The sequence below is a fragment of the Alkaliphilus crotonatoxidans genome, from assembly GCF_054658015.1.
Map to the genome: position 1 here is coordinate 46036 of NZ_BAAHXS010000005.1, position 14262 is coordinate 60297.

The window sequence follows — 14262 nt, forward strand, 5'->3', positions numbered from 1 at the left end:
TAATGTAAGAGACGAAGACCTATACCCCGTGTTACCACTCTTGTTGCTGCAAAGCAGCCCCTCGATCATATCAAACGGCCTATAGCCACTTCGATATGCTTCCCTTTAACGGGGGAATGCCGGTTTCACCTACTGGGCCATAGCCTTTCAGTGAACAGCTCCCAGGTGAGTTAGCTTTAGGCTTCATATCGTCTTGCACCCCCCGACGACTCTCTGGAATGAAATTACCTAAAGCATATCCTGTTCATTGCTTTGGATTTTGAATTTTCTATTGGAACAAGTTTATCACCTGACTGTAGGCCTGTCAATAACTTTTCGGAATATATTTTATATTCCGAATATATTGGTATCGTTTTCAAAAATCTATAGTTTAGTTATTGACTATGGGAAATCCTTTTCAAAAAAGTTTAAATTTTTCTTATTTTTTTAGTTTATCGGCAATGGCCCTTAGCTCCTGGGCGGCCAGCATAACAGAGGGGGCTCCCAGCAGGGCAGATACCACCGCAATACCATCTATTCCTGTGGAAAATATAGTATCGGCATTTTCCTTGTTAATTCCGCCGATCCCCACTACTGGTACAGCGACCTGCTCCTTGATCTGCTTCAGCAGCTCTAAAGATACCTGCCGGGTGTCGGTCTTGGTATTGGTGGGAAACAACGCACCTACCCCAATATAATCTGCTCCCTGGGCCTGGGCTGCCAGGGCCTCCTCCAGGGTAGCTGCCGAAACCCCCAGCAGTTTATGGGGCCCAATGAGCCTTCTTACTATTTCCGGCGGCAGATCCTGCTGTCCCACATGGACCCCTTCTGCATCTACTGCCAAAGCGATATCCACCCGGTCATTAATAATTAAGGGAACATGGTATTTGGAAGTCAAGGCCTTAATAGACCTGGCCAATTGATAAAATTCAAGGGAACCGGCCTCCTTTTCCCTCAATTGAACCAGGGTAGTCCCCCCTAAAATGGCTTCCTCCACCTGAGCCAAAAGGCTTTTTTCCCTTTGAAAACCTCGATCGGTTACAAGATACAGCCGGTAGCTTACATTAGGCTTCATAGATTTTTCCCCTTTCTATCAGTATTTCCTTTGAAAGGCTTGCAAAGGCATCAATCAGCCGAAGGCGAAAGCTTCCTAAATGGGTTGGGCTGGCCAATTGATCAAAGGCAATTTCCCCTGCTATTCCCATCATCATAATCCCCAACAGGGTTCCATGCAGGTTGGATTCCCCCACAGTACAGCAGGCTCCAATGATAGAAGCCGTCATACAGCCCGTTCCTGTTATTTTCGATAGGATTTCGTGGCCATTTTCAATGCAGTAAACCTGACTGCCATCAGAAACAATGTCAACTACCCCGGTAATGGCCACAACACATTTCAACTTCCTGGCAAGAGAAAGGGCAATTTCCTTTCCGCCTTCCCGGGGGTCGTCCAATGAATCGACCCCCCGGGTCTGACCTTCCATACCATAGATATTTTTAATTTCCGACATGTTCCCCTTGACAACCGCCAGCTGAACATTTTCAATAATATGGCTTACTGTTTCAGTTCTTAGTTTGGTGGCTCCAGCCCCTACAGGGTCAAGTACCACTGGAATACCAGCACGATTGGCCCTTTTACCGGCCAAAACTGACGACTCAACGGTTCGTTGATTCAGGGTGCCAATGTTCAACACCAGGGCCTGGGCCAGGGCTGCCATTTCCTCCACCTCTCCCGGGTCATCGGCCATGACTGGCGCCGCCCCCACAGCCAGGGTAATGTTGGCACAGTCGTTTACGGTTACATAATTGGTAATGTGATGTACCAGGGGCTTCTTTTCCCTTACTGCTTTTAAAAGTCCTCCTAAATGCTCCTTTAGTTCCATAGTTAACCTCCTGAATATGATTTTTTATGCTTCCATGTACTTTTCCAGGCCCAACCGCTTGAGCTGATTTAAGAGGACAAACCCAATGATTACCCCTCCCAGTGAGCTTAGCATAAAGGGCCCCACAAAGAAAAATAGCGCTGCTTCGTTCCCCATTAAATAGTTGGCCAGGGGATAAGCCGCCAAGGCTCCCAAAAAACCTGTTCCCACCAGTTCCCCCGCCATGGCCCAGATGAGTTTTTTTCTACGTTTATAAAATACAGCAGCAAGCCAAACCCCCAGTATGCTGCCGGGAAAGGCCAGCAGCGAACCTGTACCAATGAAATTCCGAAGCAAGGATATGGTAAAGGCCACCCCTGTTCCATAGGCCGGCCCCAGTAGGGTGGCGCTCAGCAGGTTAATGGTATGCTGTATGGGAAAACACCTGGCCGCCCCTACTGGAATATAAAACAGGTGGGCAGTGGCTGTTCCCATGGCACTTAACAGTGCCGCCGCAGTCAATTTTTTTAGATTCATGCTTCACCTCTTTACTTGAATTTTTAAATAATCAAAACTACCCGCTCAGCGGGTAGTTTGCTCAGCCCTAGAAGGGCATGTTACTCGCTTGAGCCTTAAGGCTCTTTGAATGGTTCGCCAACTGCTTGCATTTACGGGCTGCTGCTTAAGCAGCTCTTTACTTCTTTTTGCCTTTCTTTACTTGCTCTCCCGTAAACGGGTCCATATATTCTTGTAGGCTGATTTGATCATTAGCTATATCTTCTTGTATTTGATTTTTCACATACTCTCTTATTGCTTTTTCATTGCGTCCTACCGTGTCCACATAATAACCTCTACACCAGAAATGTCTATTTCCATACTTGTATTTCAAATTCGCATGTCTATCAAATATCATTAGTGAACTTTTTCCTTTTAAATACCCCATCACACTTGAAACACTATATTTGGGTGGTATTGCTATCACCATATGTACATGATCCACGCAGGCTGTTGCCTCCAGTATTTCTACACCTTTTTGCTCACATAACTTCCTTAGAATCTTTCCTATGTCAGTTTTGATCTTCCCATATATAGCCTGCCTTCTATATTTGGGTGCAAAAACTACATGATATTTACAACTCCAGGTAGTATGTGATAGACTATTCTTATCCACTTCGGATCCTCCTTTTGTTTTTAAAATTGGTTGGCGAACCTTTTTTATTCTAACAAAAGGAGGTTATTTTTTCTGCTCATAGCTAAAGCTTTTTGGAACCCCCGGTAGAACCGGGGGTTTTCGATATACAAAAATAAGCACAAATCCCATTGCAAGATTTGTGCTTAATGACGCATGATAAAATATGCTTCTTAAATACACTTTCCTACGCTGGCATGATCCAGATCAGGTATATGGGGATCAAAGACATTACAGGGTCTTTTTCTCAGTTGGCCTTTCCAACTCTCCCAGTGCTTTCAATTCTTATTCAGTTTTAAAAAAAATGAAATACTTTAATTTCATGGTACCATACTGGGGGTGAGTTGACAATAAAATAGAAATTAAATAAAACGACGATATTTAAGGTGGAATAATAAGGTAAAAGATTGAAATTTAATGATATATAGTTCGTCAAATCTTTAAATAAGCTTGGTTTGGAGTACAACAATTTGAATTTTGCATATTGATATAGGCTATTGATTATTAAATAGTAGCGTGATACAATAGGAAAAAGGCTACTGTTCAATAAGTAGTAAGGAGGAGTGATTAATGAAACAATTTGAATACTTGAATGAGCTGAAAGAAAATCTTGAAGGGAAGCTTCCGCCTGATGCTATAAAGGATATTTTAACTGATTACGAAAGCTTTTTCGTATCTGGTAGAGAAGATGGAAAAACCGATGATGAAATATCTGTAGAGCTTGGCTCGCCTGCATTTTTAGTAAAATCCCTTCTTGAACTACATGAGGAAAAGCAAGTAACGCCATTAGATAAACACATCTCTAATCCAGGGCGCAGGTTATGTGCTTACTTTATTGATGCCATAATAGCCGTAGTTCCTGCCTTTGTCATTACATTTGTTTTAGGAAGTGCTATGTTGTCTTATGTTATTTTAATTCTGTACCCAACCCCCTTAGTGGGAACATTAAGCTATCTGGGATATGCCAGCTTTGAGGAATATACAATCACCCAGGAAGAAGTTATTAATATAAACCCCCATGACACAATATCGGTTTCAGAAGATGGAGCAGAAAACATTCAGCAAATTAGTAGAAGGCCAACCCCTACATCAATTGCCTTTGCAATATTCGGTCTTGTATTCTATATGTTCTATTCATTGGGGGCCGCCCTGATTTTCAAAGGCCAGACTGTTGGAAAGAAGCTTATGCACATCAAGGTGTGCCGCTCAGATACATCAAGTATAACAAGGGGTTCTATTTTTAGCCGTGAGTTTTTAGGTAAATTCCTCATAAACTCCATTCCAGTTGTACCCTTAATCTCACTATTCACGATTCTGTTTACCAAAGAACATAAGGCGCTCCATGATATGCTGACTGATACCATTGTGGTGGAAGCTTAGGGGGTTGTATCATGGATACGCAAATGAAAAAGGGTGTACTGGAAATGTGTATTCTATATAAGCTGAAGGATGAGGAGCTTTACGGATACGAGCTTATGAAATCAATTCGACAGTTTTTCCCTGATGTCTACGAAGGGTCAATCTATACCATTCTTCGTCGATTAAACGCAACGGGTTACACCCAAATAACCCAAAGAAAATCCTTGAATGGCCCTGCAAGAAAGTACTATCACATTACAAAAACCGGTTTAGAATATCTCAATCGAATGCTAAAGGAATGGGAAGGGATCGTAAACAGTGTTTCTTCTTTAGGAATTAAAGTTCAGAATCATGACCACCTATAACATCCGTAAAATAGGTGGTCTGCTCTAGCTCTATAAGAGGTTGTTACCGGCCAGCGCCTCCAAGACGCTGGCCTTGCCATTTTCACTAGAACTATAAAGGGTCAAGTTATTATACTGAGTCCCTTCCACCTAACTTGTCTTTTAATACGTCATATATTTTTGCTCTTACATAAAATCTTAATGTTATCTCATTTAGTTCTACTGTGTTGGATATACTTCTCTGAAATGATTTAGTTTCATTATATAACCAAAGCTTTCCAGAGGGTGTAAGATTATTTGTGTAAAGTAGATTTATGATATAATCTACCTAATTCAAAATGGAGGCTTACACTATGGCTAAGAAAAAACGTAATCCCGCTTCTGACGAAGTAATGAAGTATCTGTTTCAAAACTATGAGATCAAGTCTGCCCTGGACATTCAGGAGGCTCTTAAGGACATGTTTGCTGATACCCTGGAGGCCATGCTCGAAGCAGAGCTGGATGATCACCTTGGCTACGCCAAAAATGCTAACAATCAAGCGACCACCAGTAACCGCCGTAATGGTCACAGTACCAAAACCGTGATCGGTCAGTTGGGAGATACTCAGATTAATGTTCCAAATAAAGGCCAGAAGGATGTCGCAGGAATTGAAGAAAAAATCCTGGCTATGTACGCAAAAGGACAATCTCAAAGAGATATTGAAGCCACAATCCAAGACATTTATGGCTTTGATATCAGCCATGAAACAGTTTCAAAGATTACCGACAAAATTATTCCCCTTATCAAAGAATTCCGTAATAGAGCGCTACAAAGGTGCTACCCCTTTGTATTTGTAGATGCCATGTACACACCAGTAAAAACAGAGTCAGGTACAGGCCAGAAAGCCCTTTATAACGTGATAGGAATTGATCCAGAGGGTCATAAAGATGTTCTAGGATTTTGGTTATCCGAAGATGAAAGCAGTAGACACTGGCTACAGATACTAGAAGAAATCAAGAGCCGTGGTGTAGAGGACATAATCTTCATTTCTTTAGATGGACTTCCAGGGCTAGAAGAAACCATAGGAGCCAACTATCCTAGTGCAATCCAACAACGGTGCATTGTTCATCTCATGAGAAATAGCACCAGATATATCCCCCGTAAGCACTGGGCTGAATTTGCTAAAGATATCAAAGGAGTCTATCGAGCGGTTAGTTTAGATGAAGCTAACAGCTTATTCCAAGACTTTGAGACTAAGTGGAAAGAATACGCTGCCGCGTTAGCGGTATAGAGAAACAGCTGGGCATCGGTAGAAAATCTCTTTAACTATCCCAGTCATATTAGAAAAATCATCTATACAACCAATACCATAGAAAGTTATCATAACCAATTAAGGAAGGTAACCAATCGAAAAGGAGCCTTTCCCAGTGAGACAGCACTCTTCAAGTTTGGTCTATCTTAGAGTCACCGATATTAAGAAAACATGGGATCGACCAGTCCAGAATTGGGCAAAAGTACTAAATCAGCTAGTGGTATTATTTAAAGACAGAATTACCCAGCATCTACGATACTAGGCAATAACTTTACACAAATTTCTTGACAGGTCCGCTTTCCATATAATCTTTCCTTTAGTATGTAGGAACCAGTTCCCTTAAAGATATAATTAAAAAGCTTAAAACAATATTAGGGCTATACTTTAGAGATTAATTTGGAACCCTGTTCACCATGAAGGAATAGAATGGAATTGGAGACCCACAAATAAGTAATTGTCGATAGAAAGATGATAAATTTACATTGAATTATATTCAGTATATCAAAATAATGTTAAAATAAAAATAGTTATCGTTAGACTAATGATTAGTATGAAGGTAAAAGTGATGTTTTAGTAAAAACATGTATTAAAGCTTAATTAATGTTCACCTGTGAAAGGAGGTTTTATTTTGAAAAATAATTTACCCATACTAATATCTACTATCTTAGCAATTTTTGTTTGCGCTCGACTTCTCTATATTACAAAGAAAAATGATTATATCTTTGAACCATTTGATATTATCAAAACAAAAAGTTTAGATTCTTGGTTCTTTTTAGCATATGTATTATCCTTTGCATACTTAGCATGGGATTCAAATTTAATTGCATTTAGTATTTTTACTATCACTTTTATACCTACCGTATGTTTTATATATTATAAAAATTATTTAAAGACTAGAGAAAATAAATATCTTCTATATGTTTTATTTTTATCCTTTATCCTAGTGAGTCTTTTTATTTACATGTACAGCCTACGGTTCTACCATAATTAAGATCTATTAAATCGAAGGAGGTGAGTAATTATTTTACCCACCTCCTACTCGATTACTCTTCTACTGCTAACCTAAATTCGTTAAGGGGTAGCCAACCACCTTTAACGTGGTATTTATATTGTTGTTCTAGACGTATCACAGCATTGTCATCTGCTGTTTCAAGCTCATTAAGACATTGTAGAAGCTCATTTTTATATTTATTATAAAATGTATCTCGTGCTACCTGGGCCGCACCTATGAGACCTAGTATTGAACCTGCTAACGTGTAAACTGTTCCTATCAGAAGACCAGCTATAGAAATTACTATACTAGATATTCCAGTGTTTATATCCCCAACCTCTGCTTCCATCTCTCCTCTTGTCATTTCAATAGCTACCCATTTTCTTTCGCCTACATCTGGCATAATAACATCTCCTTTAATTTTTTTATTTTGGTAAGACTCTTCCTGTTGGCCAACTTGTTTCGTCTTACATTATATAAAAAGAGATTTAAGTGAAAAAAATCAACCATTTTTCAAAATTAATTTTAAAATTTTTTAACCCAAATTGCCAAGAAGTCTTCCACCTTAAGTGGTGGTAGTTCACAAAAGGTTGACGATTGAATTTTTCCTTTATCTTATTTTAATAGGGTGCCATTTTTAGGTTAGCTTTAATCGTTTATTCCCAGTTTTATAGAGCATAGCTCGGATTTGCTTCAATCTATTGAAGTTTTCTTCAAAGGAAATACCAGTGGCTTCCTTTAGGCCTGCTTCAAAGTCTTTTTTGTAGCTTAATACGGCATCGGGATACAGGCCAATGACATGGAGCTGGTTCCACCCGGGGATCAGTGGATTATGACGAAATATTTCCACTGTTTCCAGTGCAATAAAATTGTAGCACCATTTCCGTTCCATCATAATGTACTTCATTGCAGGGCCATTGTTGTGGATCATGATTTGTCTAAATTCATCAAGATGGGGCTGGTACACATCAACGTATTCAATGGCGAAAAATAAGGGAAGACTTCGCTGCCGGGCCTGGGGACTGGCTTCTGGATAATTTGAGTTGGGTGTACTAACCAAAAGCTCCCGACGAATCAGCTCTTTTCCTTGAAATTTCGGTAGTCCTCCCAATTCTTCTATAACCTGATCTGCTACTGATCGGTTGTTTAATTCCATTAGCTTTAAATGATTCCATGATAAAAAGCTACCCTTTTTAATATTTTTAAAAAGATATTGATAGACTTCCTGGTTTTTGATTAAGCCCCCCTGCTTCCAAGCTTCGACCCTGGGTAGATAATATAATTTCAAATATTGGATGTACTCTTTACGACGGTTTTTGGGAATATAAGCACTTTCTGCCAGGTAATAGGTATCATTCAACGGCTTCATACGCTAATTCCTTTCATTTTTAATGACAGCTATGATAAACTGCTTATTTTAATTATATACTAGGGCTGGTAAAATTACTGCTCCCCCTGGATTTTTTTATATTCCTTGAAATATCGGCCACATTTAGTATTTTAGCCCCAGTAGACTATAGCAGGGCTTAACGGTATAAAAAAAGACGATTCCTTTAAGAAATCATCTTTTTTTATGGGGTAATTTAACAGTTATTTTACCTTTTTAAAGGCGACTTCACAGACATGATGGCCCTGGGCAATGGTTTTGCCTAAATTGAATTCAAAGGCATCAAATTCATTGGCAATACCTCTGTCTCCCTCCATGGCAATATCACAAAGCTCTGCAATGAGCTCTTCGTCATCTGTGAGTTTTTGCCAGGCTGCCACCAGAGGGCAATAGTGAAATTCGATGTTTAAGGCTTCCTCTGAAACCTGTACATCCATTTCAAAGATTTCCTTTACATTTTCGTTGGCAAAGGCTTCGGTAAATTCCTTTAAATCATCGGTTTCGGGCAGCTTTACCTGGCCATGGAAGCAGCCACAGTTAAAAATTGCCCTTCTTGCAAAATCTGTGCTTAAGCCTTCCTTTTTGGCTTCCTCAATGAGAAGATAAAACCAGGTAGCCCGATGCTCAAAGGCAGCCCTTAAATCTTCTATCGCCTTATTTTTTGGTGTCGGATTATTTTTGATCATTTAAAAACCTCTTTTCCTTCAGATTTAATTAAAATGCTTCAGGTTACAAGACCCAAATATGCCTCTTTAACCTGCTGGTGATTGCTTAATTCTTTAGCGTCACCCTGTAATGTGATTTTCCCTGTTTCCAATACATAGGCCCGATGAGCTACCTGCAGGGCCATATTGGCATTCTGTTCAATCAGCATAATAGTAGTACCCTGCTTGTTTATCGAACGGATCAGCTCAAAAATCATGGCAACTATATTAGGAGCTAACCCCAATGAAGGTTCATCCAGCATTAATAGCTGGGGCTCTGACATCAAGGCCCTTCCAATGGCCAGCATCTGCTGCTCTCCCCCCGAAAGGGTGCCTGCCGCTTGATTTTGTCTTTCCTTTAACCTGGGAAACAGCGCATAGACCCGCTCAAAGGAATGTTGTATTTTTTTCTTATCTTTTTTAATAAAGGCCCCCAGCTGTAGATTTTCAGATACCGACAGACCAGGAAAGACCTCCCGCCCTTCGGGTGCCAGGCTGATTCCCAGCTTTACAATTTCATGGGGGGCCATGTTTGAAATCTCTTTCCCTTGAAAGGTGATCTTCCCCCTTGAGGCCTTTAACAGACCCGCAATGGTCAACAGGGTGGTTGATTTTCCTGCTCCGTTGCTCCCGATTAAAGAGACAATTTCCCCCTGATTCACCTCCACATCAATTCCCTTTAGGGCATGTATATTACCATAATGGGTATTGAGTTGATTAATTTTCAGCATAATTCTTCTCTCCCCCCAAATAGGCTTCTATTACCCTTGGATCATTGGCAATTTCCAGGGGCAGCCCCTCTGCAATTTGCTTTCCATGATCAAGCACATAGATCCGGTCAGAAATATTCATCACAACCCTCATATCGTGCTCGATTAAAAGGATGGTATAACCCTGATCCCTCAGAGCCCTAATAAAATGAAGCAGCTCTTCCGATTCCTGGGGGTTCATTCCTGCTGCCGGTTCGTCTAACAATAACAGCTTTGCACCGGTTGCAATGGCCCGGGCAATTTCCAGCTTTCTTTGGTTACCATAGGAAAGGCTGTCGGCATAGTCATGTAATTTATGGCCTAATCCTATGGACCATAAAATTTCAATGGCTTTTTTAGTCCTTTCAGCTTCAAGGGCTCTGTATTTTTTCGTTCGAAATATGGTATCAAACAGGTTATAACGGGTATTAAGGTGGGTTCCCACCAGAACATTTTCGATAACCCGCATATTGGAAAAAAGCCTTATGTTTTGAAAGGTTCTGGATATTCCAGCCGCTACTATCTCCTGGGGACTTTTACCGTGAATGGGCCTGCCCTCGAAGCGGATTTCTCCTCCATCAATTTGGTAAACCCCTGTCAAAATATTAAATATGGTTGTTTTACCGGCTCCATTGGGGCCAATAATGCTGATGATTTCCCCTGGGTCTACCTTAAAGCTGACCTGATCAACCGCCACAAGCCCTCCAAAGTGCTTACTTATTGAATTCACCTCAAGAATTGCCATTTGTGTGTGCTGCCATGGAGTGCTTTTCAGCTCTATCCCTTGACAGCTTCCTCCTTTCCACGAATTGCCCCGCTCCCTTTCTTTGCCAAGTGGGCTTGGTATTCCCGCGCTTCTTTAGGAAGACGGTAGGGAGCCTTTGATCGCCAGCCCAATAGCCCCTGGGGCCTAAAGCGCATCATCAGAACCAGAATGAGGCCATAGACTACGAATCTGTATTCCGCCAAAGACCGAAGCACCTCAGGAAAGGCAATTAAAAGGGCTGCTCCTGCATACATTCCCCTCATGGTACCCATTCCCCCTAAAATAACAATGCTGATAATGAGTATGGAGGTATCAAAGGTAAAGGTATTGGGGTCAATATAGCGAATCATGTGGGCATAAAAGCTGCCTGCCATACCAGCAATACCGGCGGATATGACAAAGGCCAATATTTTATAACGGGTGGCCTCAATTCCCATGAATTGGGCTGCCATTTCGTCCTCTTTAATGGATATAAAGGCTCTGCCGATCTTTGAATGAATAATCAGGTAGCAAATCAGGGAAACAAGGCCCACCAAAGCAAGCATCAAATAGTACAACCCATGATTGGCGAGGGTCAGCTCATAGCCAAATATGGCAGGCCTTGGAATATTTCGAATCCCCAGGGGGCCATTGGTAACTGATTCCCAATTAAACAGAATCATTCTGACCACTTCTCCAAAGCCCAGGGTGGCAATGGATAAATAGGTGCCTGTCAGCCTTAGGGTAGTTATAGCCAGCAGAAGACTGCTGAGGGCCGCCACTATGATTCCTGCCAGCATGGCCCCAAAGAAATTGAGCTGAAGGCCCGTGGCCAGTAGAGCCGATACATAGGCCCCGATGGCATAAAAGGCCGAGTGCCCCAGGGAAACCTGGCCGGTATAGCCGGTTAAAATGTTTAACCCCAGGGCCAGCATGGCATAGATGCCAATCATAATCATAATTCGCAAGACATATTGGGATAGCCCTAAAAATGGCAGCAGGAGCAGCACCACAATCAATCCGACTATAAAAATAAACCGATATTTTTGATTCGTAATTTTCATACTCATACTTAATTTTTCCATAGGCTACACCTTTGTAATCCCTTTCTTTCCAAATAGGCCATGGGGCCTTAGAACAAGAACAATGATTAATATGATAAATGAGACCGCATCTCGATAGGTTCCCCCCAAAAAGGCTGCTGCCAGGCTTTCTGAAACCCCTACGATTAAGCCGCCGATCACTGCCCCATGCAATACGCCAATTCCACCCAGTACGGCAGCTGAAAATGCCTTTAGCCCGGCCACAAAGCCCATGGTGGGGTAGACAATCTGATAATACCCACTAATCAGGGTACCGGCTATGGCTGCCGAAGCACCACCCAGAAAAAAGGTAAAGGCAATGATAAAATTCACATTAATTCCCATTAAATGGGCTGCCTTAACATTTTGAGACAGGGCCCTCATGGCCAGGCCTATTTTCGTTCGATTGATAACAAAGGTGAGTATGATAAGCAGCACAATAGATGTCACCAGCATAAAGATTTGGGTAGAGCTGATTTGTACCGATAATATGCTCACCATTCCCCGATCAAAGAGGGGTGGAAAGGATTTTCTTTCACTTCCGAATAAAATCATTAGCATATTTTGAATTATATAGGAAACCCCAATGGTGGTAATAAGGCCTGCCATGGGGATTGAATTTTTCCTCCTAAGGGGCTCAAGAGCCGTTTTATCAATGACTAAGCCCAACAAGCCGGTCAAGAGAATACTCAACAATATGGAGGGTGCCAGGCCAAGGCTCATGCCTGCAAAAAGCAAAACCATATGGGCACCAAAGGCATAGACAGCCCCATGGGAAAAATTAATCAGCCGTAATATTCCAAATACCAGGGAATAGCCAACTGCAATGAGGGCGTAGGCCATTCCCAGGGCTAAGCCATTGATTATTTGTTGTAAGATCATAGGCTATATCACTGTCATATTAAAATGACAGTAAAACTCCTTTCCCTATGGATTTTTATAGTCAGCATGGAATAATCCATACTGACTGAATTTACCATGATAGCTTAAAAATTTATTCAATATTCACAAAGGTACCATCCTTAACGGTGGCTCTGATATAGGTTTTTTGAGCGTCACCGATTTCATCAAAGGTGGTGTCACCGGTAACCCCCTTATAGTTGATTTCATAGAGGGCATCCTTTACCTTCTCACGGTCGGTTGTGCCGGCATTTTCAATGGCCTGGAGCAAAATTCCCGCACTGTCGTAGGCCTGGGAGGTCAGGGCACTGGGGGCGGAACCATATTTTTCTGTATACCGCTGTACATATGACTGAATGTCGGGGTCAGTACTGCCTGAAAAAAAGCTGATGGGAAAAGTGATTCCTTCCACTGCATCACCGCCCAGCTCAATTAATTGCTGGCTATAGGCATTGGAAAAGCCCACCAGTGCAATATCCGGGTCAACCTGCTTATATTGTCTGGCAAAAGGTGCCAGGGTATTGTACATACCGGCAACAATAATTACATCGGCCCCAGCATTAACAAATTTGGTTACCACAGCGCTATAATCATCAGAGCCTTCAATAACCTCCTCCTGGGCCACCAGATTCAGCCTGTCATCAGCCAGAATTAGATCTCGGGTAATATTAGCTGTCGAAGTACCCCAGTCGGTTTTAATTGAGAGTATACCAATGTTGGTTTTACCGAGATTGGTCACTGCAATATCAAGGCCAATTTCGGCCTCTGCACTGATAACGGTATTGTTGCGGAAAATATAATCACCCTCTGACGAATAATCAGGGTGTGAGGCCGTCGGCGAAATTTCGATCATCTTATTTTCCTGATAGGTGGGGGAAGCCGCCATAGAAACGCCACTGGCGAAGTGTCCGATTACCCCTATAATATCCTTGTCACTGACAATTCTCTGGGCGATGCTGGCAGCTTCTTCACCAGAGTTTTTATCATCATAGGACACCACTTGAATTTCCTTACCCAATACGCCACCCTTTTCATTCCATTCCTCTACCATGAGTTCAACGGCATTTTTAAAACCAATGCCATATTCAGCATTATCTCCTGTTAGGGGGCCTGCCACAGCAATCTTAATAACGTCACCTTCGGCACCACCGGAGGTTTCATTACCGCTACAGCCCATAAGTAATGTAAAGCTGAGGGCTAAAATCAATAAAAAGCTAATTTTTTTCTTCATTCAATCAACCTTCTCCTTCCTTTTTTCCCTAATACACGCTGCCTACCACCAAGCTGCCACAATTAACTTCTTTATTTTCCAATGGCTTCCGGCATTAAAATAAAAACATAGTATTCCTATATTTATACTATGTTTTATTTGAAATGTCAATACGCTTTTACTCTATGGTTCAAAAAAGAAAAAGGATGTATGAATAGTTTTTCATACATCCTTTTTAGCAGCCAAATAAAGGCCCACTGCTAAAACCCAAGTGCAGATGATATTTGAATCAGTTTATTAATTGTGGTTCAGGTTCTTATGGTAGTTCCTAAAATCAAAACCCACATCAAAACAGAAAAAAAGGCCTGTAATAGTTCCAAATCCTTATAGGTAGTTCCTAAACGAAGTATTTCGAAGTCAGGACTTTGCACATATTTATAGTTTCAAATCCTTATAGGTAGTTCCTAAACTT

At 41.5% G+C, this 14262-nt stretch carries 14 protein-coding genes, 1 pseudogene, 1 CRISPR repeat array, 1 riboswitch and 1 other annotated feature (1 of these 18 only partly in view); of the genes and pseudogenes, 3 read left to right on the forward strand and 12 right to left on the reverse strand.

Annotated features, from left to right (window positions below):
* Positions 1-4 precede the first annotated feature (4 nt).
* Positions 5-257, reverse strand: a binding site (T-box leader).
* A gap of 161 nt (positions 258-418) precedes the next feature.
* The 4 genes from thiE to tnpA all read right to left on the reverse strand — a co-directional run bounded on the left by thiE (position 419) and on the right by tnpA (position 3009).
* On the reverse strand, positions 419-1054 hold the full coding sequence (gene thiE / locus ACYQ1I_RS11410; protein ID WP_459765442.1) for a thiamine phosphate synthase: 636 nt from the start codon (positions 1052-1054) through the stop codon (positions 419-421).
* Positions 1044-1859 carry a hydroxyethylthiazole kinase gene (gene thiM / locus ACYQ1I_RS11415; protein ID WP_459765444.1) on the reverse strand — a complete coding sequence of 272 codons (816 nt, stop codon included), beginning with the start codon at positions 1857-1859 and terminating at the stop codon, positions 1044-1046. The genes thiE and thiM overlap by 11 nt, the downstream gene beginning before the upstream one ends.
* A 24-nt stretch (positions 1860-1883) precedes the next feature.
* Positions 1884-2375, reverse strand: a complete 492-nt coding sequence (gene thiW / locus ACYQ1I_RS11420) for an energy coupling factor transporter S component ThiW (RefSeq protein ID WP_459765446.1) — start codon at positions 2373-2375, stop codon at positions 1884-1886.
* A gap of 157 nt (positions 2376-2532) precedes the next feature.
* Positions 2533-3009, reverse strand: a complete 477-nt coding sequence (tnpA, locus tag ACYQ1I_RS11425) for an IS200/IS605 family transposase (RefSeq protein WP_459762763.1) — start codon at positions 3007-3009, stop codon at positions 2533-2535.
* A gap of 185 nt (positions 3010-3194) precedes the next feature.
* Positions 3195-3308: riboswitch (TPP riboswitch) on the reverse strand.
* Positions 3309-3597: 289 nt separating this feature from the next.
* Here tnpA and ACYQ1I_RS11430 point away from each other — a divergent pair.
* From ACYQ1I_RS11430 to ACYQ1I_RS11440, 3 genes and pseudogenes are all read left to right on the forward strand, one after another.
* Entirely contained in the window at positions 3598-4407 is an 810-nt protein-coding gene (locus ACYQ1I_RS11430) for an RDD family protein (RefSeq protein ID WP_459765448.1), read from the forward strand.
* An 11-nt stretch (positions 4408-4418) separates the two neighbouring features.
* The gene (locus ACYQ1I_RS11435) at positions 4419-4751 is read left to right on the forward strand and encodes a PadR family transcriptional regulator (protein WP_459765450.1); all 333 of its coding nucleotides are present in this window, start codon (positions 4419-4421) and stop codon (positions 4749-4751) included.
* A gap of 371 nt (positions 4752-5122) precedes the next feature.
* Positions 5123-6172: pseudogene (locus tag ACYQ1I_RS11440) on the forward strand (IS256 family transposase).
* Between the two features lie 893 nt (positions 6173-7065).
* Here the strand turns inward: ACYQ1I_RS11440 and ACYQ1I_RS11445 are convergent.
* From ACYQ1I_RS11445 to ACYQ1I_RS11480, 8 genes are all read right to left on the reverse strand, one after another.
* Positions 7066-7416 (reverse strand): hypothetical protein, encoded by a 351-nt coding sequence (locus ACYQ1I_RS11445; protein ID WP_459765452.1) that lies wholly within the window; start codon positions 7414-7416, stop codon positions 7066-7068.
* Positions 7417-7650: 234 nt separating this feature from the next.
* Positions 7651-8382, reverse strand: coding sequence for a hypothetical protein (locus ACYQ1I_RS11450; protein WP_459765454.1), 732 nt, complete (start codon positions 8380-8382; stop codon positions 7651-7653).
* A gap of 221 nt (positions 8383-8603) precedes the next feature.
* Positions 8604-9086, reverse strand: a complete 483-nt coding sequence (locus ACYQ1I_RS11455) for an L-2-amino-thiazoline-4-carboxylic acid hydrolase (protein WP_459765456.1) — start codon at positions 9084-9086, stop codon at positions 8604-8606.
* A 38-nt stretch (positions 9087-9124) separates the two neighbouring features.
* Positions 9125-9835 (reverse strand): ABC transporter ATP-binding protein, encoded by a 711-nt coding sequence (locus tag ACYQ1I_RS11460; protein WP_459765458.1) that lies wholly within the window; start codon positions 9833-9835, stop codon positions 9125-9127.
* Positions 9822-10598, reverse strand: a complete 777-nt coding sequence (locus ACYQ1I_RS11465) for an ABC transporter ATP-binding protein (protein WP_459765460.1) — start codon at positions 10596-10598, stop codon at positions 9822-9824. Before ACYQ1I_RS11465 ends, ACYQ1I_RS11460 begins: the two co-directional genes overlap by 14 nt.
* A 32-nt stretch (positions 10599-10630) precedes the next feature.
* On the reverse strand, positions 10631-11683 hold the full coding sequence (locus ACYQ1I_RS11470) for a branched-chain amino acid ABC transporter permease (RefSeq protein ID WP_459765462.1): 1053 nt from the start codon (positions 11681-11683) through the stop codon (positions 10631-10633).
* 3 nt (positions 11684-11686) lie between these two features.
* Positions 11687-12562, reverse strand: coding sequence for a branched-chain amino acid ABC transporter permease (locus tag ACYQ1I_RS11475; protein WP_459765464.1), 876 nt, complete (start codon positions 12560-12562; stop codon positions 11687-11689).
* A gap of 112 nt (positions 12563-12674) precedes the next feature.
* Positions 12675-13811, reverse strand: a complete 1137-nt coding sequence (locus ACYQ1I_RS11480) for an ABC transporter substrate-binding protein (protein ID WP_459765466.1) — start codon at positions 13809-13811, stop codon at positions 12675-12677.
* Between the two features lie 352 nt (positions 13812-14163).
* A CRISPR array of direct repeats spans positions 14164-14262; the repeat unit is 30 nt; unit sequence GTTTCAAATCCTTATAGGTAGTTCCTAAAC; it runs 1074 nt beyond the window's last position.